Below are 22,698 nucleotides of genomic sequence, written 5' to 3'. Positions count from 1 at the left end.
AATTACAACGCCCGGTCACGGTATTCATGCGGGGTCATCCCCGCATATTCCTTGAAGAGCTTGATGAAATAATGGGCGTTGGAGTACCCGAGCTCCGAGGAAACTTCATAAATTTTGAGCGGCGTATGGATAAGCAGATACGCCGCTTTTTCCATCTTTACCTGACTGATGTAGTCGCTGATCCGCTTGCCGGTCTCCAGCTTGTACATTTTGGAGAGATAGACCGGATGCATCTGGACATGGTCGGCGATGGCCTGTAGGGAGACATAGTGCAGATTGCGGTTGATATACTCATGTACCTTGCGGATCAGCACGGTCCGGCTGTTCCGCCGTTCGGAATCCGTATGCTCTCTCAGCAGAAGGATAACCTCCATGGCCCACTCCCGCAGCTTGTCCGGCGTCTGAAAGGGAGCCTGCTCCAGCAGCGGATTGCCGACAATCTCGCTCAGCAGCTTGTTATTCTTGTGGGCGAAGTAATAGAAGGCCGTCTCCAAGTGCAGACGGGCTTCCTGGATATGCTCCAGTGACCGCTCGGGACTGTGGATCAGCTCCGATACGATAGCGTTCAGCTTATCTTCAATGCCCTGCCAGTTGTTCGCTTCGAACATGTGGAACAGCAGCGGAGGCTCATACAGCGGCTGGAGAATCTCCACGGGCTGGGAGCTGCTGTTATCCGTAGTATCGAGATAGATGCCGGTCTCGCTCCCGATATGCTGGCGGATGGCCGAGATGGCGGATTGATAGAGAGTGTAGACCTGATCCGGGAAGTCTCCCCAGCCGGTGGTCACCACGGACAGGCCGCCTCCCATCAGGGTACTGACATGATTCTGCAGCTGATAGGCAGCCTGGGCCACCTCATTTCCCGGATTGCCGCCATGTTCAAGATCCTCCCTGGGCTGCAGCAGGAATACGAGATAGTCATGCACATCCTTGCAGGACCAGATCAGGAACCGGTCCTGGAACAGCTCCTGGGCGATATTAATGATTGCATATTCAAACAGCAGCATGCTGTGCATATCCTGGCGGCGGAAGAATTCCTCGGGCCGGACCACGGCCAGACAGACCGGCTGTCCGGCCCTGAACGGCAGGTCGAACTGGTCCAGCCGCTCCTGAAGCTGCGGCCCGGGCAGCTTCCGTCCCTGCAGCAGCTCCCCGAGCAGGCGGTCCCGCAGAATGGGCAGATGCTCGCGGAAGGTCTGCATCGTCCGCTGGTGGGAGGACCAGGCCTCCCAGTCACTGCGCAGCTTCTCCTGCAGCTTACCGATGACGGCGATCAGTTGGTCATTGGCTATCGGCTTAAGCAGATAGGCACTGGCCTGCTCCTCAATGGCCTTGCGGGCATATTCAAACTCCGCATAGCCGGTCAGCATGACCACCCGGATATGCTTCCAGCGCTTGCGGATGGCGGCAATCAGCTCGGTGCCGGACAGCTCCGGCATATTGATATCTGTGACTACAATATCGATGGGATGACGCTGGAGCAGCTCCAGCGCCTCATACCCGGAATAAGCCTTGTGGACCTGTCCGAAGCCCATCTCCGCCCAGGGAATCGAAATGGACAGATCATCGACCACATAGGGTTCATCGTCAACCAATAGAATTTGGTGCATCAGGTTCCTCTTTCTTCTCCATACGGAGAGTTGTTATTAGACCGCCTTCCGGTGAAGGGGCAATCATCAGGCCGGAAGCCTCGCCGTAATGTAATTTGAGACGCTGCTGAACATTCCATAGCCCGCAGCCTCCATCCTCACGCGTAGTTTCGTTGATACGCGCCTGAAGTGCGGCAATGGCTTCCTCTGTCATACCGGCGCCGTTGTCCTCGACGGTAATGAGAATGGCTTCCTCGGTATGGCGGCCGGTGATCCGGATGGAGCCGGGGCCGATTTTTCGCTCAATGCCATGAATGATACTATTTTCTACTAGCGGCTGAATCAGCAGCCGCGGAATGTGCAGGTTCAGCAGCTCGCTCTCCATATCCATCTCGTAGCAGATACGCTGCTTCCGCAGGTTCTGGATCTTCAGGTAATTCTCCAGCAGCTTCAGCTCATCCTGAAGGGTGGTGAGGGAATGATCGACCCTGGTGATATAGCGGTAATATTCGCCTAAGCTGAGTGCCATCGCCTCCACGGACTCGGTATCTCCTATGGCGGCCTTGCTCTTGATGAAGAACAGGCAGTTGTACAGGAAATGCGGATTGATCTGTGATTGAAGCTGCTTCAGATGGGCATCCTTGGCCCGGAGCTGCTCCAGATAGACCTGCTCGATCAGCGACTGAATTTTCTCGGCCATATCATTAAATTCTTCATTAAGCAGCGTGAACTCCGGGTTGGTCCGGGTATGGATACGGGTAGACCAGCGCCCTTCCTTCATCCGGTTGAGCGAACGCAGCAGAAGGCTCACCGGACGCTGCACCTGGCGGTAGAGCTGCAAGGAGAAAAGCAGGCTCATCACCAGCAGGATAGCCGATCCTGTCAGGAAAGAAGAGCGGCTGCTGCGGATCGGCTCAAGAATCTCCTTAAGCGGTGAATAATGCACGACCTGCCAGTCGATGGCCGAGGAGGGCACCGAGCTGACCAGGAAGCTGCCCTGCTTAAGATCGAAGATGTCGGAGGTACTCTTCCCGGCCGTGATATTCAGTGCCGCGGTGACCTGCTCCGCCATCTGCCGGTCCGAACTCCGCGAGAGGATGACGCCGAATGACGGATGGTACAGGAAGGTGTCCCCCGTGTTCTGCGACTGGTAGGCATCGAACATCCGTTCAATATTGGAGACCGGTAAATACATGGACATCAGCAGCTGCGCCTCGCGCGGCCGGCTTGTTGCCTGGGCAGGGTCCGATAAGAGCAGCCGGAAGCCTGCCTCCGCACCGGCCCTATCCTCCGAGATATACTCCCAGCCCGCCGGGAGCGGCTTGTGCAGGACAGAGACATCGAAGGACAGCGAGGAATCCGAGCCCAAGGTCTCCCCGCTGAAGGGCTTGTACAAGACAATCCGGTTCTCCCACGTACTGGAGCTGGTCTGGAGGGACAGCTTCTCAAGCACCGTCATAATCGTCTGGGCGGGATCAATAAGATGGCCCAGCTGCGTAATCTGCTCATAATCGCGGATGGTGGGGTCTCGCTGCAGGGCATACATGCTGCCCGCCAGCTGGTTGATGTTGTTATCCATCTGCTGGGTCAGAAATTCCAGATGATTCAGGTCGGTGGTTTTGATCTGACTTGTAATGACTCCGACATCCTTACGGTAGGATGATCCGTAGAATAAGAGTGTGGCGGCAATCAGCGAGAGCAGGATTGCCACCATTTTAATGAACAGGTTGGGACGCCATGCCACCATAAAGATCATCCTTTGCAAGACATTTGCTGTAATATGGAGAAGTGTATCATAAGATTATGAACTCTACGAAAAGCAGGTGGTTACATGAAAGTCCGTTCACCGCTGTTCCTGCTGCTCCTGATGCTCCTGATGTTGTCGGGCTGCTCCTGGGACAGCACCGAATATAGTCAGCCGCCCGCTTCACCGCAGAGTACAGCCCCTTACTTCGATGTTAAGGAAGGCAAATATGATCCTCCGGTAGACCTGTATACCGTAGGCTCCGTGAACCCCAATCTGAACTTTATCAAAGGGGAGAGCCTGGAGCATAACGTACATACGGCCTGGGCCGAGAAGCGGCTTGGCATCCGCATCCGTTATCTCTGGACGATCTCCGGGACCTCAGAGACTTACGCCAACAAGCTGAGGCTGGAGCTGGCCAAGGGCAATATGCCCGACATCGTAACGACCAGAGATGCCGCTATTATCCAGGAGCTGATTGATTCAGGGCAATTCATGGAAGTCGGCGACCTGTTCGAGCAGCATGCGTCCGAGGTGTGGAAGAAGGCTGTTGCCGAGGATGCTTCGGCATGGAACCCCTTCATGCGCGGCGCGCACCGGTATGCCATTCCCATTATGGATTATGAATATAACTCCGATCCGCTGCTCTGGGTCCGCCAGGATTGGCTGGACAAGCTTCATCTGAAAGCCCCGCAGACCCTGGATGAGCTGGAGCAGGTCATGGATGCCTTCGTCAACCGGGACCCGGACGGCAACGGAATCAAGGATACCTACGGCCTGTCGGTCGGATTCCGCAACGGCCCCAGCACTTGGATGGGAGACAGCAGTTGGGTGTTCGGCGCCTACGGTACGGTTCCTGAGCAGTGGAACCGCCGGAGTGACGGCACTCTGGAATACGGCTCCATCCAGCCGGGGGCAAGGAAGGCTGCCTTGCTCATGAAGCAATGGGTACAGCGCGGTTATCTGAGCGCTGACAGTGCCTGGCTGGATGAGGAGGGGGCGGCGAATCAGTTCATCTCCGGCAAGGCGGGCATCATTGCCGGCCCCTACTGGATGCGCGGCTGGCCCCTGTCCTCCTTGACCAATAGTGACGCTGAGGCGCACATCCGGGCAATTGCCATCCCTTCGGGGCCAGGTGGGCTCACCATGAGAAGAGGGACCCTGCCTGTCAATGGTGCCATTCTGATTAATAAGCAGATGAAGCACCCTGAAATCTTTTTTACGTATCAGAATTATTTGTTCGATTCATACGCTACTTCGACCGGCGAGTTCGCCCATGGCCTTGCGGAGGGCTATGACTGGTCCATGGCGGGCGGCCAGCCGAGCGCCCAATCTTCGGCGCTGCCGCTGGGCGGCATCCGGGTAGCCTCGTACACGCTAACCTTCGACGGGGCCCGGATTCCCTCCGGGGTCATCCGGGAGATTCCGAAGGACATTGCCCCTGTGCTGCTGGGCCAGAAGGAGGCTTCCCGAAAGGAGCAGTTCACGGGACCTCCGACAGCGACGATGAAGCGTGACGGCGAGCTGCTGAAGAAGCTGGAGCAGAAAAGCTTCATCAAAATTATCTTCGCGGACAGCCCGCTTGAAGAATTCGACGAATTCGTGCACAAGTGGAACACCTACGGCGGACTTACCGAAACCATGGAAGTCAATGCCTGGGACCGCAGCAGCCGCTAAATACCGCAGGGACAAGAAACCGCCTCTATAATAAGGCGGTTTCTTGTCGTAGATACGCTTGGGTGCTTCTGCCTATTTGCCTGGCGGCGGCCCCACCCGAATCTGTTCCTCCTGTGCTGTATTCTTGCTATATATCGTACAGAAGGACGGCAGCAGCCGCCATACCAATGTGGCGATTGGAATAACAAATATTGAAGATGAGCCGCCATGGTCCGCATAGACAAAAGGACCCCGGCGGATGCCGCTTGCGCACCGCCGGGGTCCATCTCCTGCCTGCAAGTTAGTTGCCTGTGAATTTCAGCCAATCGTAATAGGCGTACAGCGGGTTTGCCCCGTTATAGGAACCGAGCCAGGAATCCACACCCGTTCCGTTCCAGAGGTTCATCATGATTTTACCGGGCCGGGAGGGGATGTTGCTGGTGGCCGTATGCTTCAAGACCCCGTCTACATACCATTTAATATAACCCGGCTGCCAGTCGAAGGCGTACGTATGATAGCTCTGGGAAGCATCGAAGCCGAGATTGACAATCTTCTCGTGACCGCCAACACCATTGGTGTAATAGTTGAACTGGACCTTGGTGGTGTCCTTGCCGAGGAACTCAATATCGATCTCGTCCCAAGGCGTGCCGTCTGAAGGCCCGGTGTAGGTGAAGAAGGAGGAGACAATCCCGCTGTTCTTGGCCGGCTTCATACTGACCTCGTATTTGCCGTAGCCGTACTTGTACACAGAGCGGTACTCCGCGCCGTCAAATTTATTATTGCTGGGACTGGTCAGGGCCAGACGAAGCTGTCCGCCACTGGTGAAAGAGATGTTATTCGCACGCCAGGTACAGTTGAACATGGAGCCATTCGAGTAGCCGTCTGCTTTTTGCCAGGTTGCGGGGTTGAAGTAGGTCAGTGGCTCATCAAAGACGGTGGCCGCTGAAACGGACGGAGCTCCTGTCAGCAGACCGGCAAGCAGCAGGGTCATCCCTGCACCGAATAGCTTGTGTAGCGTTCTCCTCATATACAATACCCTCCTCAATAATGTAAGCGTTTTACACTATGATTGTAGCGAACCTTGAGCCCGGCCACTATACCAACCTGCGAACTGAAATAACAAAAAACCAATTTTTTGCAGAGCGGAGTATTTCATTCCCCTCCCACACATACTAATATGCATGATGGTTAAGGGCTGTACACGTTCAGGAGGGAGATTATGGAGGAGTGGTTCCGCAGTAAATGGCTCCGCTGGATGATCGGCGTGCTGCTCTCACTGATTATTCTATATTTCGTCTGGCTGCTCCGTCCGATGCTGAATGGGGTATTCCTGTTTCTAAAAGCGATCCTGGCCCCGTTCCTGGCTGCCATGATTATCTCATATGTACTGAATCCGGTGGTCACTATGCTCTCCCGGAGAAAAATGCCGCGCAGCGTAGCCGTCCTGCTGATCTATGCGGTGTTCCTGACCTCGCTTGCGGTGATTCTGATCAATCTGATCCCGATGTTCATTGAACAGCTGGAGGAGCTTAACGAGCATTTGCCGGAGATGACCCTGCACGCGCAGGGGCTGATGAAGGGCATGAATTCCAGACTGATTCCGCCCGGGGTGGAGACGGGAATGAATAACTGGTTCTATCAGCTGGAGAACCGCCTGGCCGAAGGCATCTCCCACTTCCTTAATAATATCGCTTCGACCATTGGCGTGCTGTTCAACGCATTCATTGTGCCTTTTCTCGTGTTCTATATTCTGAAGGACTTCGAGGTATTCGAACGGATGGTGGTATCCTGTCTGCCCCGTTCGCGCCGCAAGTCGATTGTGATGCTGTTAAAAGACATTGATGAAGCGCTCGGCAACTATATCCGCGGGCAGTTTCTCGTCTGCATCATCATCGGCGTGCTCGCTTATATCGGCTACGCGATTATCGGCATGCCTTATGCGCTGTTGTTCGCCTGTGTTGTCGCGGTATTCAACATTATTCCTTATATGGGTCCGTTTCTGGGGGCGGCCCCGGCCATTATAATGGCCACAACCTTGTCGTGGCGCCTTGTCCTGCTGGTGGCGGTGGTGAATACCCTGTGCCAAATGCTGGAGAGCAACGTGATCTCTCCGCAGGTTGTAGGACGGAAGCTGCATCTGCATCCGCTGCTGATCATCTTCGCGCTGCTGGTCGGCGGGGAGATTGCCGGAATGATCGGACTGATTCTGGCCGTTCCTTTCTTCGCTGCCGCCAAGGTGGTCATTCAGCATATCATCGGCTATTATATCCGCAGAAGGCCGGCATAAAGCAGCCGTAATTCATCCCGTCACATGCAGGAACAAGGGGACTTGCGGCTACTTCGGGTGAAAGGATTGACGGTACATGTATCTTTTGGTTATAATGTGGTGAATATTACGATAAGAAGAGTCATTCATAGCAGTGCGATGAAGAGGAGTATTAATTCGTGAGACCGTTATTGCAGAGAGCCGGCACCCCAGGTGCGAGCCGGTTAACGGACCGCAGTGAACTCACCTCCGAGTAATGGCGCGAGCCGCAGTTCCTTTAGAGGAGCCAGCGAGTGAACCGCCGTCGCCTCACCCCCGATACAGGGTGTCAAAGTGAGTGCCGGACAAAGAATGTCCGCCGCTAACTAGGGTGGTACCACGGGAATTCATACCTCTCGTCCCTAGCGATTATACGCTAGGGATGGGAGGTTTTTTTGCGGTTAACCTGGGGGAACGGCGTGTCCTGAGCTGGCCCGAGCGATTATGTTGACTCGCTCCGGCTCCCGGCCCGGCGAAGCATGGGCGGGTACATGGCCTTGCCGTGGCTTTTACGGCCCAGTGAATCATGGGCGGCTCCTGGGCTTTGCTGTTCGCCAGGTGAGGCGCACGGGCTGACTTTAGAATTAAGCAGGAATGAGAAACGGAAAGAAATTTTGGAGCTGTAGAAACGAAGTGTTCGCCTTTATTCTCGGATTTCTACCGCTAGAAGCGGTTCAAATCAAAGAAATCGGAGAATAACAGCGATCGGAAGCCCAAAACTTTCTGCGAGTGACGAATACTTCCTGCTCTTTTTGGCAGGCAGAAGTTATAACTAATACAGCAACACTCCAAGGAGGAGCACAAGATGAGCGACAATATTGGATACCGCGCCCAGACCATCGAGCCGAAATGGCAGAAATTCTGGGACGAGAACAAGACCTTTAAGACAAGTGAAGAATCAGGCAAGCCGAAATTCTACGCCCTGGATATGTTCCCGTATCCTTCCGGCGCAGGGCTGCACGTAGGCCACCCGGAAGGCTATACCGCCACCGACATCGTGTCCCGCTTCAAACGGATGCGCGGCTACAACGTGCTGCACCCGATGGGCTGGGATGCCTTCGGACTTCCGGCAGAGCAGTATGCAATGGATACCGGCCAGCATCCGCGTGACATTACCTTCAAGAACATTGACAATTTCCGCCGCCAGATCAAGTCGCTGGGCTTCTCCTACGACTGGGACCGCGAGATCAGTACGACAGATCCGGGGTACTACAAGTGGACGCAGTGGATTTTCATCCAGCTGTACAACCGTGGACTGGCTTATGTGGCCGAAGTATCGGTGAACTGGTGCGAGGCGCTGGGAACCGTTCTGGCGAATGAAGAAGTCATCGACGGCAAAAGCGAGCGCGGCGGCCATCCCGTGGTCCGCAGACCGATGCGCCAGTGGATTCTGAAGATTACGGAATACGCCGACCGCCTGCTGGAGGATCTGGAGGAGCTGGACTGGGAAGAGAGCATCAAGGATATGCAGCGCAACTGGATCGGCAAATCGACCGGTGCTGAGGTGACCTTTGCGATTGAGGGGCATGAGGCTGTGCTTGAAGTGTTCACTACCCGTCCCGATACCCTGTTCGGAGCAAGCTATTGCGTACTGGCACCGGAGCATAAGCTGGTGGATGCCATCACCACGGATGAGCAGAAGGCAGCCGTTGCCGAATACCGCGACAAGGCTTCCCGCAAGAGCGATCTGGAACGCACGGATCTGGCTAAGGAGAAAAGCGGTGTATTCACCGGCGCGTATGCAATTAATCCGGTGAACGGTGCGCAGGTGCCGATCTGGATTGCCGACTACGTGCTGGCCGGCTACGGAACCGGAGCAATTATGGCCGTTCCGGGCCATGATGCCCGCGACTGGGAATTCGCCAAGCAGTTCGGCCTGAACATCATCGAAGTGGTGCAGGGCGGCAATATCGAAGAAGAAGCCTACTCCGGCGACGGTCCGCATGTCAATTCGGGATTCCTCGACGGTCTGTCCAATACTGAAGCGATGGCTCAGATGATCGCCTGGCTGGAAGAGAAGGGCAGCGGTAAGGGCAAAGTAACCTACCGCCTGCGGGACTGGCTGTTCAGCCGCCAGCGTTACTGGGGCGAGCCGATTCCGATTCTGCACCTGGAAGACGGCACGATGAAGACAGTGCCTGTGGATCAGCTGCCGCTGGTTCTGCCGGATGTGGATGCTATCAAGCCTTCGGGCACCGGGGAATCTCCGCTGGCGAATGTGACCGAGTGGGTCGAGACGGTTGATCCCGAGACCGGCATGAAGGCCCGCCGCGAGACCAACACCATGCCGCAATGGGCCGGCAGCTGCTGGTACTACCTGCGTTATATCGATCCGCACAACGATCAGGAGCTGTGTTCACCGGAGAAGCAGAAGGAATGGCTGCCGGTTGACCTGTACATCGGCGGAGCCGAGCATGCGGTGCTTCACCTGCTGTATGCCCGCTTCTGGCATAAGGTACTCTATGATATCGGCGTAGTCGATACCAAGGAGCCGTTCCACAAGCTGGTCAACCAGGGAATGATCCTGGGGAACAACAACGAGAAGATGAGTAAATCGCGCGGTAATGTCATTAACCCGGATGAGATCGTGGAAGCTTACGGGGCAGATACCCTGCGCGTCTATGAGATGTTCATGGGGCCGCTGGAGGCCACCAAGCCTTGGAACGAGAAGGGCGTCGAAGGTATTCACCGCTTCCTCTCCCGCGTATGGCGCCTGTTCGTGAATGAAGACGGCAGCCTCAGCGCGAAGATTACAGAGGGCGGCGGCACGGATGAATTCAAGCGCACCTGGCACAAGACACTGAAGAAGGTCACGGAGGATTTCGAGCTGCTGCGCTTCAATACGGCGATCAGCCAGCTGATGATCTTCATCAATGATGCCTACAAGCAGGAGAGCCTGTCCAAGGAAGCAGCTGAACATTTCGTGCAGATGCTGTCCCCGCTGGCACCGCATATTGCCGAAGAGCTGTGGGAGCTGCTTGGACATGAAGGAAGCATCAGCTATGTCGCCTGGCCGGCCTATGATGAAGCCTTGACCGTAGATGCTGAGGTTGAGATTGTAGTGCAGGTCAACGGTAAAATCGTCCAGCGCGCACTGATTCCGGCGGATATGGGCCAGCAGGAAATGCAGGACCACGCCCTGGCCCTGCCGAATGTGAAGGCGGCCGTCGAAGGCAAAACCGTACGCAAAATCATTGCCGTTCCCGGCAAGCTGGTAAATATCGTAGTGGGTTAAGCGAAGAACGCAATTCTGCCCGCAGCAACGGAGGTATCCGTGCTGCGGGCTTTCTTGGTTTCAAGGCGCTCTCTGCGGAGGTGGAGGGGACCGCTGATTGCCCTATGGAGGAAATGGCCTTGATAATGGATACATTTCGCTAGCGGTCGAGTCGGCTCTGGGCGATGCTGCCGAGGCCGAACAGCTCGTCGAGCTTTTCCACATCCTCATCATACTTGTCATGTGTGGTGGTGATCAGGCGTTCAAACACCCCCTCCAGACTGGTCTGCAAGTGATTCAGGGCTTGCGCGGTAATGCCCCCGCGGACGGCAACCCGTTCCTGCAGCTCCTGCGGGGTGAACGAGCCTTCGGTCAGCAGCTTACCCGTACCCAGCAGCATCTCCCCCGCCAGCCGGGTGACCAGGGCTTCGTCGATGCCGGTTGCTTCAACAGCCGCTTCAATCCACCGTTCCAGGAAATAGCTCAGAAAGGCCGGACCGCAGCTGGAGAAATCCGAGGCAATCCGCGTATGACCCTCAGGAATTTCCTCAGGCACACCAATGCAGGAGAATAACTGGAGCAGCAGCAGCCTGTCTTTTTTATTTAATCGGCTTCCAAAAATGCACAGCGAACTCCCGCCTCTGACGGAATGGGTGATGCTGGGAATGATTTTGGCGACCTTGGAGGGCAGGGCCGATTCCAGATGATAGAGCTGCACAGGGCTTGTAATAGATACAACGATCTGGTCGCTGCGCAGATAAGGGGCAATTTCGTCAGTTACCCGCTTGAACTGCAAAGGCTTGACGCACAGGAACACGAGGTCGCTCTCCGAGGCGGCTTCGATATTGCCGGAGCATAGGGTAATGCCGGGATGAAGCTTCTTCAGCTCCATCAGCCTGCCCGGGCTGCGGTTGCTGGCCATCACATCACATGGCTCAAGGGCTCCCGACCGAAGGAAGGTGTCGATCAGCAGACTTCCCATGCTGCCTGTTCCGATAAATCCCACTTTCATCCTGTGGTACCTCCTTTCTTATGCTGCTGGCTTACAGTGATACTCTTCGTTATATGTATGCAGGCCAGACTTGGACACATGACAGGTATTCATCACAGTTTTGAATAAAATTCCAATTTATTGAGGGAGGACAACCTGATGGATAAAAGATTGATCATCTGCGCCATTACCGCCGCGCTGCTGGGCGGCGGCCTGGTATGGGCCGCAGACCATAGAGCACAGGACGCCGGCATTGCCGGATGGTCTACACTGAACGCCGGAATGGCGCAGGCGCTGGGTGTAGCGGCTGAAGGTGAGGGTGGCAGTGCAGCCGCCGGGGGTGATGGCGGGAGCGTGGCTGGTGCAGCAGGGAGCAGAGCGGAAGGTGGCGAGGTAGCTGGTGGCGGTACGGCGGATAGTGGAGTAACTGGAGGGAGTGCGGCGGGGGACGGGGCAGTTGGCTGGAGTGTTGCAGGTGCGGCGGGTAGTGGAGAGGCAGGTGGCGAGATAGCTGGTGGCGGTACGGCGGGTAGTGGAGTAACTGGCAACGCAGTCACGGGTGGTGCAACAGTGGATACAGGAGCTGGCGGGAGTGTGACTGGTAATGGAGTTGCTGGTGCGAATGTTGTAGGCGAGGCGGGTAGCGGAGTTATTGGCGGTGCGGCCACCGGTGATGGAACAGCTGGCGCTGGAGCGGCGAGTGCCGGGATAGCGGGTGCGGGTGCGGCGGACACAGGAGGACCCGGAGGAGCGGCGGGAAGCGGCGGTGCAAGTGGAACGGCGGCTGCAACAGCTGGAACTGGTGGAGCCGCTGGCACTGCAGCCCCGGCAGCGGCTGACGGCCGGATCAATGTGAATACAGCCGATGCCAAAGCCCTTATGGATCTGCCGGGCATCGGGGAGAAGAAAGCACAGGCAATTATCGACTACCGCACCAGTAAGGGAGCCCTCCGCAGCGTGAAGGAGCTGGGCAAGGTGAAGGGCATCGGCCCCAAGCTGCTGGAGAAGCTGAAGCCGCTGGTGGCATTTTAAGGCCGCCGTCCTGAATGTCTCCGTCTCCGAACAACCCGTCTGTCGGGGAAGCAGTTGGATTTCCTCCACTTAATAAATCTTAAATGCTACCTTGACGAACAGTAAGTGGATTTAGGGCATCTAATTTAGCCTGAATGCGCTGAATCAGCGATTTGTAACGAATTAAGTGTCGTTTTTCCAACTACTAGCTTACATTCGGCGCTTTTACCAGTAACAGTTGTAGTTTTTCCACTTAGCGGGCTCCATACTCTGAGCATGGACAGAGGCACAGTAAGCTGCAATTGCACTCAGTACATTAGATTAGCTCAAGAACCGCCTGAAAACTGAATCTGCTGCACTTCGTACATTAGAATTTTGCAAAAGAGGTTCTTTGGAGACTAAATGAAAGAATCAATTGTATGATGTGCAGCAGAACGTTACTTAGGCGCTGAGAATGCAATTTCTACTGTATGAAGTGCAGTCACACCCCACTTTACGGATGAGCAAATTGAGGTGTAAAAGTGGCGGGACGGGAGATCTAAGTGAGGGATAGGCGAAATGTGGGTTGTTGCGGGCTATCAATATCCTAGTGAAAACGCAGACAGGTATGCTACAATAATGAACAACTATTTAGAGAAAGTGGAGATTGCTGATGACTGTGGCTTACCGCAAGAACTGGGATACATACTTTATGGATATTGCCTGCATGGTCTCCACCCGTTCGCGCTGTCCCCGCCGCCATGTCGGCGCGGTGCTGGTGCAGGGGAAGAAGCTGCTGGGTACGGCCTATAACGGTGCGCCGATGGGCGTTCCTGACTGCTCGGAAGCAGGCTGTATGGTCTCTGAGCAATACGAGCGTGAGATGATAGACGGTGTAGAGACAATGGTCAAAAAGCAGCGCTGCATCCGCACGATCCATGCCGAGCAGAATCTGCTGCTGTTCACAGACCGGAGCGACCGGGAAGGCAGTACAGTCTATGTGACGGATGAACCCTGCTGGACCTGTGCCAATATGCTGGCTAACAGCGGGATCGTGGAGATTGTCTACCTGCGTCCTTACAAGAAAGACATGGAAAAGGTACAGGCGATGCTCTCCTCCAAAGGCATTGTGTTCCGTCAACTGGATAACTATGAGCCGCCTAAGGAAACGATGATTTCGGTATCTGAATAACCAGCATCTACGGATGGGCTGACGGGCTGAACATAGTTGGCTGAACGAGACGCGAAAAGAATAGTGACGGGCTCCAGGGGAAGAACCTCTGTACACGCATTTGTATGCGTATGCAGGGGTTCTTTGGTGTCTAGTGCTAATTAGGAAGGAGAGATGATCATGAACAGGAGGCCCCTCTTAAGCTTCACGGTTTGCTGGGTGGCGGGAAGTGCCGCAGGTTGTTTGTTCTCTGGCCGCAGTCTGCTATTCTGTCTCGCAGGGCTGCTGTTGCTGCCTGTAGTCTGGGCGGTGAGCGGCGGAATACGCTGGAGGACGGCTGGGGTGTTGGTGACAGCACTGATTGTGGCAGCCTTATACTGGGAATACAGCGAGGTACGCAATGTGAGTCTGCTGCCTAAGGTGTTGGGGCAGCCGGTGAGCGAACTGAATGAAGCATATATAACAGCCGCAGGCGTTATCGCTTCTCCGGTAGAGCGGGACGGGGACCGGGTTGATTTTGTCGTGAAGCTGTCCGGGATCAGGCTGCATCAGGGTGAGCTGGCCGCCGCAGCGGGAACGGAAGGCGAAGTGCAGGCCGAAGTGAATCCGGGTGATACGGCAAAGACAGGCGCAGAGCGTGCGTTGGAGAGGAGTGCTGAAGGTGAACGTGTAACCGTACAAATCAAGCTCCAGGAGGAGAGTGAGATCGCTGAGGCTGCCTTGTGGCAGCGGGGAGACCGGGTGGTCATTGAGGGGGAATTGATACAGCCCCAGATAGCGCGCAACTTCGGCGGATTCGACTACCGTGCCTATCTGCTCACCCAAAAGATTCACTGGCTGCTCAAAGGAACGGGAACAGCCAGTGTAACGGTTAACCCCCAAGTCTCGTGGGAGCCGTCCACTATTCTCCGCTGGAATGATAAGGCAAGATCTGCGCTCGGTGCAGAAATGAGCCGCTTATTTCAGGAGCCTCATGCGGGTTATATGAAGGGCCTCGTCATCGGCATCCAAAAGGAGCTGGACCCGGAGACATTCAGACAGTTCTCGCAGCTCGGGCTCACCCACATCCTGGCCATTTCGGGCATGCATGTAGCGGTGTACGTCGGAGTAATCCTGGTTCTTCTGCGCCGCTGCCGCTTGACCAGAGAAACCGCACTGACGGTGACCCTGCTGCTGGTTCCGGTCTATGTGCTGTTGTCCGGGGCAGGACCGTCTGTGATCCGCGCCGGGATCATGAGCATGATTGCCCTGCAGGCGGCAAGGCTAGGCATGCTCAAGGATGGACTAAATATTCTGGCTGCATCCGCTTTGATGATGCTGGTCTGGAATCCTTATCTGCTGCTTAGTGTCAGCTTTCAGCTCTCTTTTCTGGTAACGGCGGGACTCATGGTGTACACACCGCTTGCTGCGCCGCTATTCAGGCGGTTACCGGGCTGGCTGGGCAGCAGCCTCTCTGTAACAATTATTGCTCAACTGGTCTCATTTCCACTGACGATCTATTATTTCAACCAATTCTCATTGTTGTCCGTTGCTGCCAATCTACTGCTGGTTTCCTTCATCACCTTCCTGGTACTGCCCCTGGGAACACTGGCACTGCTCCTTGGGCGGATCTGGAATACAGCAGCACTTTTGCTGGCACAGCTTGCAGAGATACTGAATAATATCACTTTTGCAGCAGTGGAGTGGGTGAACGGATTCACCGCCGGGGTGCTGATCTGGGCTTCCCCTTCCTTTCTGTGGATTTGTCTCTACTACGGGCTACTGTACGGTCTGTTACTTGCGTTGAAGCGGAGGACTGAAGCTAGGCTTGTTCCCCAGTTCATGGATGATGAGACCCGTCCGCTGGCGGAACTGGATCTGCCGGGTAACCCTATCAACACCACCAACCAGCCAGATTTGCTATCCACTGCGAAGAGCGGAAGAGCCGCGCTGGCCTTTCAAGCCTATCCGCCGACTGGAGCTACGCGCTGGAGCAATCCCGCAGCGATACTGTGCGCTGTAGGCCTGACCATTCTGCTTTATAAGGGCTATAACGCTGAGGCTATACGCGACGGCTCCGGTTCCATCAGCTTCCTGGATATAGGCCAGGGGGACAGCAGTCTGATTACCACGCCAGGTGGAACGCATATCCTGGTTGACGGCGGCGGTACTGTGAGCTTCGGCAACCGGGAGGAATGGCGCATCCGCCGTAGCCCGTTCGAGGTCGGGGCGAAGACGCTGCTGCCGCTCCTGAAGCAGCGGGGTATCCACCGGCTGGACGCGGTTATTCTAACGCATGGCGATCAGGACCATGCCGGAGGGCTCCAGGCGGTGCTGGAAGGGATGCCGGTATCGGCGCTGCTGTTCAACGGAACATTAGCCGACACAGAGCCGTACACCAAGCTGATGACAACCGCATTGGACGCGGGTGTCCGGCTGTATCCGGTGCAGCAGGGCATGTCGCTGGCCCCGGACGAGGCCACGCGGCTGAACTTCCTCTGGCCGGAGCCGCGAGAGGCTGGACAGATCCTGCCAGAGGAAGTGGAGGATCAGAACCACGAATCGGTGGTGTTCCGGCTGGAGATGAACGGCCGGAGCTTTCTTTTCACAGGAGATATGGATCAGGCGGCAGAGGAAGCCATCTTACATTCCGCAAATCAATCCGGGATTCGGCAAGGCAGACCCATCGATGCCCTCAAGGTCGCCCACCACGGCAGCAAAACCGCCACCAGCGCTGACTGGCTGGCCTTCTGGAAGCCCGGTGCCGCTGTGATCTCAGCCGGTGTGAACAACCTTTACGGCCATCCGCACGGTGTTGTGTTGGACCGGTTGGCTGACGCAAATACTGAGATCTACCGGACCGATCAGCAAGGGGAGATTCAGTTGAGGGTAGGCAAGGGGGGAATCAACGTACGCCATAAGCTCAATTAGTGTGTAAATAGCCTTAGAGTTTAAACTATACTTCTTTATGCTTGTTTCAACTCCCTTTAGCTATTGAGCAAGTAATTGTATCGAATAAAATTTGGAATACAAAAAACAAGCCCACTCTCCGATATTCAGGAGAGGGGCTTGCAGTCATATTAAAACTTATAAAAATTGAAGCACCGTAATAAACAAACCGCGTTGAGTTTTTAGAATGATATTTGTCCACTAACAATAACTGAACCTGCCGATAAATTAGTTATAAAGAATCTAATATGAGTTGCACCAGCATAATGGGCATAAGCATAGTTAGATGTGTCAGTAAAACTCTGTATAGTTTGTCCATTGTCAGTATTGAAATGTCCATATTGCATAGTTGTTGGACTTGTTTGATTAGTGGAAAAACTCATACTAACAAGAGTAGTGGTAGCTACCGTCCACGGCTGACCATCAGATCTGGAATAAATCATTTTTACGCCTTGTGGAATGGTGTGACTGCTTAAAGGGGTCACGCTTTGTATTGAAAAATCATTTGAAGATTTAACAGCTTTCGAATCAACGGGTAAAATATAAAAATAAATTTTTGTATTATCTTCTGTGTCTACTAGACCTGAATCAACTATTAGGGGTTCTGTGAAAGAGCCTGCATTCTTTACAATTTCATTAACTGCACTTGAAATTTTTTCTTCAGTTAATTTAACAGAGTTATCCTTTGCAAATACCATGTTTGGGAAAACCAGAATTAAAATAATCATTGAAAATAATAAAAGCTTTTTAGAATTAAACCTCAATATAATTCCTCCTTTGTAAATTAAAATTAGTGATTACTTCTGGCGTTTTGTAGTCACTCAATACATAATCATCTAATTTTTACCTAATTAATATATTACATATAATGGAACTTAATTACAATAATAAATAAAAAAATAAATTTATGGTTCATTTTTGAGTGCATATATGATAAAATATAATAATTAATCCTTTTTAAGGTAATGGAGAGATTTGAGTAAACCTATAAGAACTAAATATTCAAGGAGGTTAAAAATGATTAAAAAGTGGTTACTTTCATCGTTTGAAATTAACTTGAGATTTAGGAGAGTTTATTTGCTAACTACTATTGGAGTTATAGTTATTGCAATTAGTATAGTTTTTGCTTACAGAGAAAATCCAAAAAAATCCAATGTCCCATTCCTAGTAGGGCTTTCTGAGCAAGAAGCCGTAACACTATTAGAAAATCTTAATTTGCGTGTAAACATAAAAGAAGATGCCAATAATTATCTTGTAGAGAATGGAATAGTAACTGGCCAATCTCCTATTGAGAATACTCAAATTGCTAAAAATGAAATTGTAACGATAAGTGTGAAAAATAATAAATAAATTTTTATAATTGGATATGGCGGATTGCCATAACTCCTTAAGTCAACACACTAAAAGAATCACAAGAGTTTATTTAATAATCATCAGGAGGGGGTATTCGCTCTTGAATCCAGAGTACTGTCTTCTATGTACCAATCCGTTTTACCCGATTCTATTAATCTCCAGAACTCAGCACATCAATACCGTTTAGATCGGAGATATTATTTTATTTGTTTATGAGTTAGCGCTGGGATGATGAAGGCCATTGAAATAAGCTACGCTACCCCAAATAGTTTGGGTATAAGCGTAGCTTTTTGTGTTACTATTAAGCCTCTCTCAATCGTATATAATAAAACCATATGAGAGGAGTTGATCGTATCCTTATTGTTCTGGCAGGACTCCTGCTGCTGCTGATTGCCCAGACTGTGTACCTGCTGAACTACCGGAGACAGGTCGGTCAGATCAGCAGCCAGCTGTCTTTTATCATGGAGCATCAATCCCGTAAGCTGGTAGCGACCCAGTTGAAGCCAAGGGAGATCGGCAGGCTGGTGCGGGAGTGCAATAACCTGTTACGCCGCCAGCAAGCGATGGGAGAACAGTTCAGCCGCAAAAATCAGGAGATGAATCTGGCGATTACCAGTCTGTCGCATGATATCCGCACGCCGCTCACTTCGCTGGATGGTTACCTTCAGCTGGCGCTGCAGACAGAGGCGGAGCAGGAGAAGGGGCGGTACGTAGCGCTTGCCCAGTCGAGAATACAGCAGATTATTAAGCTGGTGGACGAGCTGTTCCTCTATACCAAGCTGCAGAATCCCGAATACAGTCTGGAGCTGCAGCCCTTGGACGTTATGGAGGTGTTGAAGCGGAACCTGTTTACGTTCATTGATGATTTTACCCGGTCCGGGAATGAGCCTGAGCTTCGGCTGCCGGAGCGTTCTCCCCGGGTGATGGGGGATATCCATGCGCTGGAACGAATCTTTACCAATATCATCGGCAACTATTTCATCCACGGCGAAGGCCCGTGGACCGTAGAGGTTGAAGACAGGCAGGAGATGCTGTGTATACGCTTCACCAATCGGCTTAAGCCAGGCAGCAGTGTGGATACGGAGAAGATCTTTACCCGCTTTTACAGAGAAGATCCGTCGCGTACCCGGCATTCCTCAGGTCTTGGACTCTCGATTGTGAAGGCGCTGATGGAGAAAATGAACGGCGACGCATCGGCCAATTCCGCCAGCGGTATCTTCAGCATTGATATCGAATTCGCAAAAGCGGGAAAGGAGCACCCCCATGGGCATCCCTCTCAATAGTAACAGCAAAAGAATTCTCATCGTTGAGGATGACGAGCATATTAACGCAATTCTGCATGACGGGCTTACCGCCGCAGGCTTTCAGTGTACCCGGGCCTATTCGGGCAGTGAAGGGATGCTGAATCTGGCAGAGCAGGAGTACCACCTCATTGTCCTGGACCTGATGCTGCCCGGATTGTCCGGCGAGGCATTTATGCATCGTTTGCGTGAGGAGCTGAAGTCCCGGATTCCGGTTATTGTCCTCTCGGCAAAGGATCAGCTGGATCATAAGCTGGATCTGTTCACGCTGGGCGCTGATGATTATGTGACCAAGCCCTTTGAGCTGGAGGAGCTGATCGCCCGCATCCATGTCCATATCCAGCGGACAGCTGCCGGTGAGCCGGTGAAGGAGTTCAGGCATAAAAATCTGGTACTGGACTGCACGGCCTACAGTGTCAGAATTCATAGCAGCGTGCTCGCTCTGACCCGCCAGGAATACCGGATTGTCGAGCTGCTGGTCAGGAATCCCTCACGCGTGTTCACGAAGCAGGATCTCTATGAGCTGGCCTGGGAGGAGATCTATCTGGGCGAGGACAAGACGATAACGGTACATGTCAGCAATATCCGCAATAAAATCAAAGCGCACGACAGCGAAGCCTATATCGATACGGTCTGGGGCATCGGCTTCCGGCTGAGTCCATGATGAACTTTGAACTTTCTTAACCTTTTGTTGGCGAACTATTAGTCTTCATCCTGTTAACTTAGGGTAAGGAGGTGGCAGACATGACAGATTGCATCATTGAACTATGCGGAGTGACCAAGATGTACCGATCGAAAGCAGCGGTGAGGAATGCCAATCTCAAAATCTACAGAGGAGAGATTGTCGGCATCATCGGCAAGAACGGTGCGGGCAAATCCACGCTGCTCAAAATGATCAGCGGACACGTATATCCGACCTCGGGAGAACTCCATTTTTTCAACCGTGCGGCGGCGGGGGAGCAGTCTTTTTTCGAGCGGATGGGGGTACTGATTGAGCAGCCCGGGTTATATCCGAACATCTCGGCCTATGAGAACCTGAAGCTGCTCGCCATCGCATATGGTCTAAGCGACAGGGAGACCACGATAGAGAAATTGCTGAGGCTCGTAGGATTGGACCCTAAGAATACCGCCAAAGTTAAAAGCTATTCCATGGGCATGAAGCAGCGGCTGGGAATTGCGGTGGCCTTGCTTGGAAGTCCCGATGTGCTGATTCTGGATGAGCCGATTAACGGGCTTGATCCGCAAGGGATTGTAGAGATTAGGGAGCTCATTCTGGAGCTGAACGCAACGGGTCTGACGATTCTGATCTCCAGCCACATTCTGGAGGAGCTCTCCAAAATCGCCACCAAGTATGCCATTATCCATCAGGGGGAATTCGCCGAGGTAATCTCCAAGGAAGAATTACAGCAGCGCTGCGAGGAACGGATCGAGATTAGCGTGGAGGAAGCCCGGGAGGCTCTCCCGGTGCTGGAGCGCGAGCTGAAGATTACACAATATAAAGTGGTGGACAGCCGTACGGTGTATGTATACGACGAGCATATCCGCATCCGGCAGATCGTCCAGGAGCTGGCGCAGCATGGGATAATGGTAGATTCCATCTCAAGACATAAGCAGAGCCTGGAGCAGTATTTCCTGGGACGCACGGAAAGTGCAGGTGAACGCCATGATTAACCTGTTGCGGATGGACCTGTACCGCTTCACGCGAAACAAGATTATGTACTTGTTGCTGCTTTTGTTCTGTGCCTTTCAGATCTTCGGCATCTATATGATGAAGCAATACGAGCAACCGGTGGAGGGCCGTCCGCTGCTCAGCAGCTTAACGGAGAGTGAGTTCATCCAGCTTGTGATCTCACAGCCGCCTTCCTGGATGCTGATCTATATCGCCGTGTTCACGATTTATTTCTATATGAGCGAATGGAATTCCGGCTTCCACAAGAATTATATCTCCATGAGACAGGCAAGAATCCACTCCGTCTTCTCCAAAATGGCGATTCTCGCCCTATTCGTGGCAATGCTGTTCCTGATCCTGTTAATTGCAGACGGAATCGGCAGGAGACTGTTTATGGGTCAGACGGATCTGGGAGACTTGGGCATGCTCATTACTCTGCTGGTCGGCCAATTCCTGCTGCACTGGGCGTTCTCGCTGGTTGTTCTCTGCATTGCTATGATGACTAAGAACCTGCTCATCAGCTTGAGCGCCGGCTTCGTTCTGGCTCTGAATGTGATTGGGATGGTACTGGGGGCGCTGGAGAATCAGTTCACAGGCACTCATCTGACGCAATATCTGCTGATCAACACGCTCGTACGGGTCAAGGATCTAGGCAGCACGGCTGAGCTGATTCATACATTCGGAGTAGCGGTTGCAGCGATTCTAATACTAAGTTATCTTGCTGTCCGCTACAAAATCAGGGAGGATCTGAACTAGCGTCATTTCGCGCCTGAGGGAATCAGATTCTTCTGCATTCCCCGGGCAGCTCCCCGCCCTGAATCCAGGCCTCGACCAGCTTATTGAACAGCTCCGGCTTCGCCAGAGAGAGGCCATGTCCCATCCGGGGAATCACCACGCCCATGCAGCGGGGATTTGCGGCAACCAGATCCCGGGCGGATTGCTTCATGACAGATTTCTCACGTTCACCTACAGTAACCAGTATCTTGCCTGTGGCCTCACTGAACCCGGCTGGAATGCGGAACGACATATTCTCTTCCAGCACCCGGATCAGCGTCTTCAGCTCCATCTGCCGGCTCTCTTCAACATACCGTTCCAGGTACTCCTCGCCCAGATAGAGCGTCTTAGCCTGTAGCTTCGCGAACCATCTGTACTTAATCAGCGGAAAAGACAGTCTGACCGCCGGCCCGATCAGTCTGCTGGCGGAGGGAATCGGCCGCACCAACGCGCTGTTGATGATGGCATAATCAATCAGCTCCGGTCTTATCCCCAGCATCTGAACCAATACCTGTGCGCCCAGCGAGAAGCCGGTGACAACGATCTTTCGTCCCTTAGCCCGCTCCTCGATGAGCAATGCAAGCTCCTCCGCACTGCTGCGGATCGTGAACTCCGTATCCTCCCGGCTGAACCCGTGCCCCGGCAGGTCCGGGACCAGACAATGATACCCGGCGAACGCCGCCACCTGCTTCTCCCACATCCACCCGCTCACGCCCCCGCCATGCAGGAAGACCATCAGACAAGCCCCATCCGGGTCTCCGTACTCCTGAATATGTATCGCCATCCCGTTCCACCTCTTTCTTGTAAAATAGCCACTCCTACTCCTACGTCCCAGTAACAATATGGTCTCATAAGTAGAACCGGCTTTGTCTTCCTTTTCGGGACGGTACCGTTTCAGTGAAAAGTGAAGCTTGGGTTTCGATGATTTATTCAGAACCTTTGAGGGAACTGAAAAGGTGTATCACAAAAAAAAGCCCCGGCAGCTTGTCCAAGCGACCGGGTGCTTATTCTAC

General features: G+C 53.4%; 17 protein-coding genes. 11 read left to right on the top strand and 6 right to left on the bottom strand.

Features of this window, described 5'->3' with window-relative positions; translation table 11 throughout:
- Positions 1–2: 2 nt before the first annotated feature.
- Entirely contained in the window at positions 3–1,610 is a 1,608-nt protein-coding gene (locus NST69_RS23190; RefSeq protein WP_036732293.1) for a response regulator, read from the bottom strand.
- Positions 1,588–3,336, bottom strand: a complete 1,749-nt coding sequence (locus NST69_RS23185; protein WP_051478650.1) for a sensor histidine kinase — start codon at positions 3,334–3,336, stop codon at positions 1,588–1,590. The genes NST69_RS23190 and NST69_RS23185 overlap by 23 nt, the downstream gene beginning before the upstream one ends.
- A gap of 84 nt (positions 3,337–3,420) precedes the next feature.
- Between NST69_RS23185 and NST69_RS23180 the strand changes: the two genes are divergently transcribed.
- Positions 3,421–5,010 (top strand): extracellular solute-binding protein, encoded by a 1,590-nt coding sequence (locus tag NST69_RS23180; RefSeq protein WP_036732292.1) that lies wholly within the window; start codon positions 3,421–3,423, stop codon positions 5,008–5,010.
- Positions 5,011–5,290: 280 nt separating this feature from the next.
- Here NST69_RS23180 and NST69_RS23175 read toward each other — a convergent pair whose 3' ends face one another.
- Positions 5,291–5,980 (bottom strand): glycoside hydrolase family 16 protein, encoded by a 690-nt coding sequence (locus tag NST69_RS23175; RefSeq protein WP_036732455.1) that lies wholly within the window; start codon positions 5,978–5,980, stop codon positions 5,291–5,293.
- A 228-nt stretch (positions 5,981–6,208) separates the two neighbouring features.
- Here NST69_RS23175 and NST69_RS23170 point away from each other — a divergent pair, with 228 nt between their 5' ends.
- Positions 6,209–7,276 carry an AI-2E family transporter gene (locus tag NST69_RS23170; protein WP_036732291.1) on the top strand — a complete coding sequence of 356 codons (1,068 nt, stop codon included), beginning with the start codon at positions 6,209–6,211 and terminating at the stop codon, positions 7,274–7,276.
- Between the two features lie 823 nt (positions 7,277–8,099).
- Positions 8,100–10,529: a leucine--tRNA ligase gene (gene leuS, locus NST69_RS23165; protein ID WP_036732290.1), complete on the top strand. Its 2,430-nt coding sequence runs from the start codon at positions 8,100–8,102 to the stop codon at positions 10,527–10,529.
- Positions 10,530–10,668: 139 nt separating this feature from the next.
- Here the strand turns inward: leuS and comER are convergent, their stop codons facing one another.
- Positions 10,669–11,520: a late competence protein ComER gene (gene comER, locus NST69_RS23160; protein ID WP_036732288.1), complete on the bottom strand. Its 852-nt coding sequence runs from the start codon at positions 11,518–11,520 to the stop codon at positions 10,669–10,671.
- A 138-nt stretch (positions 11,521–11,658) separates the two neighbouring features.
- Between comER and NST69_RS23155 the strand changes: the two genes are divergently transcribed.
- From NST69_RS23155 to NST69_RS23145, 3 genes are all read left to right on the top strand, one after another.
- Complete coding sequence (locus NST69_RS23155; RefSeq protein WP_342547251.1) at positions 11,659–12,531, top strand: helix-hairpin-helix domain-containing protein; 873 nt, start codon at positions 11,659–11,661, stop codon at positions 12,529–12,531.
- A gap of 631 nt (positions 12,532–13,162) precedes the next feature.
- Positions 13,163–13,681 carry a dCMP deaminase family protein gene (locus NST69_RS23150; protein ID WP_036732286.1) on the top strand — a complete coding sequence of 173 codons (519 nt, stop codon included), beginning with the start codon at positions 13,163–13,165 and terminating at the stop codon, positions 13,679–13,681.
- A 159-nt stretch (positions 13,682–13,840) separates the two neighbouring features.
- Positions 13,841–16,570 (top strand): ComEC/Rec2 family competence protein, encoded by a 2,730-nt coding sequence (locus tag NST69_RS23145; protein ID WP_342547250.1) that lies wholly within the window; start codon positions 13,841–13,843, stop codon positions 16,568–16,570.
- A gap of 200 nt (positions 16,571–16,770) precedes the next feature.
- Here NST69_RS23145 and NST69_RS23140 read toward each other — a convergent pair whose 3' ends face one another.
- Entirely contained in the window at positions 16,771–17,352 is a 582-nt protein-coding gene (locus tag NST69_RS23140; RefSeq protein ID WP_341139326.1) for a hypothetical protein, read from the bottom strand.
- 253 nt (positions 17,353–17,605) lie between these two features.
- Between NST69_RS23140 and NST69_RS23135 the strand changes: the two genes are divergently transcribed.
- The 5 genes from NST69_RS23135 (at position 17,606) to NST69_RS23115 (ending at position 21,667) form a co-directional block, all read left to right on the top strand.
- On the top strand, positions 17,606–17,938 hold the full coding sequence (locus NST69_RS23135) for a PASTA domain-containing protein (protein WP_036732281.1): 333 nt from the start codon (positions 17,606–17,608) through the stop codon (positions 17,936–17,938).
- A 338-nt stretch (positions 17,939–18,276) separates the two neighbouring features.
- Positions 18,277–19,224 (top strand): HAMP domain-containing sensor histidine kinase, encoded by a 948-nt coding sequence (locus NST69_RS23130; RefSeq protein WP_036732279.1) that lies wholly within the window; start codon positions 18,277–18,279, stop codon positions 19,222–19,224.
- Positions 19,205–19,906 (top strand): response regulator transcription factor, encoded by a 702-nt coding sequence (locus tag NST69_RS23125; RefSeq protein ID WP_036732277.1) that lies wholly within the window; start codon positions 19,205–19,207, stop codon positions 19,904–19,906. The genes NST69_RS23130 and NST69_RS23125 overlap by 20 nt, the downstream gene beginning before the upstream one ends.
- A gap of 80 nt (positions 19,907–19,986) precedes the next feature.
- Positions 19,987–20,913 carry an ATP-binding cassette domain-containing protein gene (locus tag NST69_RS23120; RefSeq protein ID WP_036732274.1) on the top strand — a complete coding sequence of 309 codons (927 nt, stop codon included), beginning with the start codon at positions 19,987–19,989 and terminating at the stop codon, positions 20,911–20,913.
- Entirely contained in the window at positions 20,906–21,667 is a 762-nt protein-coding gene (locus NST69_RS23115) for an ABC transporter permease (RefSeq protein WP_036732272.1), read from the top strand. The genes NST69_RS23120 and NST69_RS23115 overlap by 8 nt, the downstream gene beginning before the upstream one ends.
- 22 nt (positions 21,668–21,689) lie before the next feature.
- On the opposite strand, the gene NST69_RS23110 is transcribed toward NST69_RS23115, so the two are convergent.
- Positions 21,690–22,469 carry an alpha/beta hydrolase gene (locus NST69_RS23110; RefSeq protein WP_036732270.1) on the bottom strand — a complete coding sequence of 260 codons (780 nt, stop codon included), beginning with the start codon at positions 22,467–22,469 and terminating at the stop codon, positions 21,690–21,692.
- Positions 22,470–22,698: the final 229 nt, after the last annotated feature.

The sequence above is a fragment of the Paenibacillus sp. FSL P2-0089 genome, assembly GCF_038595095.1.
GTDB lineage: Bacteria > Bacillota > Bacilli > Paenibacillales > Paenibacillaceae > Paenibacillus_AQ > Paenibacillus_AQ silagei.
The sequence above is the reverse complement of the archived record's forward strand: the minus strand, read 5'-3'. Positions and strand labels throughout refer to the sequence as shown.

What these genes read in the sequence shown, in the direction of transcription:
- NST69_RS23190 (WP_036732293.1), bottom strand. Translation starts at nt 1,610, where the DNA reads ATGCACCAAATTCTATTGGTTGACGATGAACCCTATGTGGTCGATGAT.
- NST69_RS23185 (WP_051478650.1), bottom strand. Translation starts at nt 3,336, where the DNA reads ATGGTGGCATGGCGTCCCAACCTGTTCATTAAAATGGTGGCAATCCTG.
- NST69_RS23180 (WP_036732292.1), top strand. Translation starts at nt 3,421, where the DNA reads ATGAAAGTCCGTTCACCGCTGTTCCTGCTGCTCCTGATGCTCCTGATG.
- NST69_RS23175 (WP_036732455.1), bottom strand. Translation starts at nt 5,980, where the DNA reads ATGACCCTGCTGCTTGCCGGTCTGCTGACAGGAGCTCCGTCCGTTTCA.
- NST69_RS23170 (WP_036732291.1), top strand. Translation starts at nt 6,209, where the DNA reads ATGGAGGAGTGGTTCCGCAGTAAATGGCTCCGCTGGATGATCGGCGTG.
- leuS (WP_036732290.1), top strand. Translation starts at nt 8,100, where the DNA reads ATGAGCGACAATATTGGATACCGCGCCCAGACCATCGAGCCGAAATGG.
- comER (WP_036732288.1), bottom strand. Translation starts at nt 11,520, where the DNA reads ATGAAAGTGGGATTTATCGGAACAGGCAGCATGGGAAGTCTGCTGATC.
- NST69_RS23155 (WP_342547251.1), top strand. Translation starts at nt 11,659, where the DNA reads ATGGATAAAAGATTGATCATCTGCGCCATTACCGCCGCGCTGCTGGGC.
- NST69_RS23150 (WP_036732286.1), top strand. Translation starts at nt 13,163, where the DNA reads ATGACTGTGGCTTACCGCAAGAACTGGGATACATACTTTATGGATATT.
- NST69_RS23145 (WP_342547250.1), top strand. Translation starts at nt 13,841, where the DNA reads ATGAACAGGAGGCCCCTCTTAAGCTTCACGGTTTGCTGGGTGGCGGGA.
- NST69_RS23135 (WP_036732281.1), top strand. Translation starts at nt 17,606, where the DNA reads ATGATTAAAAAGTGGTTACTTTCATCGTTTGAAATTAACTTGAGATTT.
- NST69_RS23130 (WP_036732279.1), top strand. Translation starts at nt 18,277, where the DNA reads ATGAGAGGAGTTGATCGTATCCTTATTGTTCTGGCAGGACTCCTGCTG.
- NST69_RS23125 (WP_036732277.1), top strand. Translation starts at nt 19,205, where the DNA reads ATGGGCATCCCTCTCAATAGTAACAGCAAAAGAATTCTCATCGTTGAG.
- NST69_RS23120 (WP_036732274.1), top strand. Translation starts at nt 19,987, where the DNA reads ATGACAGATTGCATCATTGAACTATGCGGAGTGACCAAGATGTACCGA.
- NST69_RS23115 (WP_036732272.1), top strand. Translation starts at nt 20,906, where the DNA reads ATGATTAACCTGTTGCGGATGGACCTGTACCGCTTCACGCGAAACAAG.
- NST69_RS23110 (WP_036732270.1), bottom strand. Translation starts at nt 22,469, where the DNA reads ATGGCGATACATATTCAGGAGTACGGAGACCCGGATGGGGCTTGTCTG.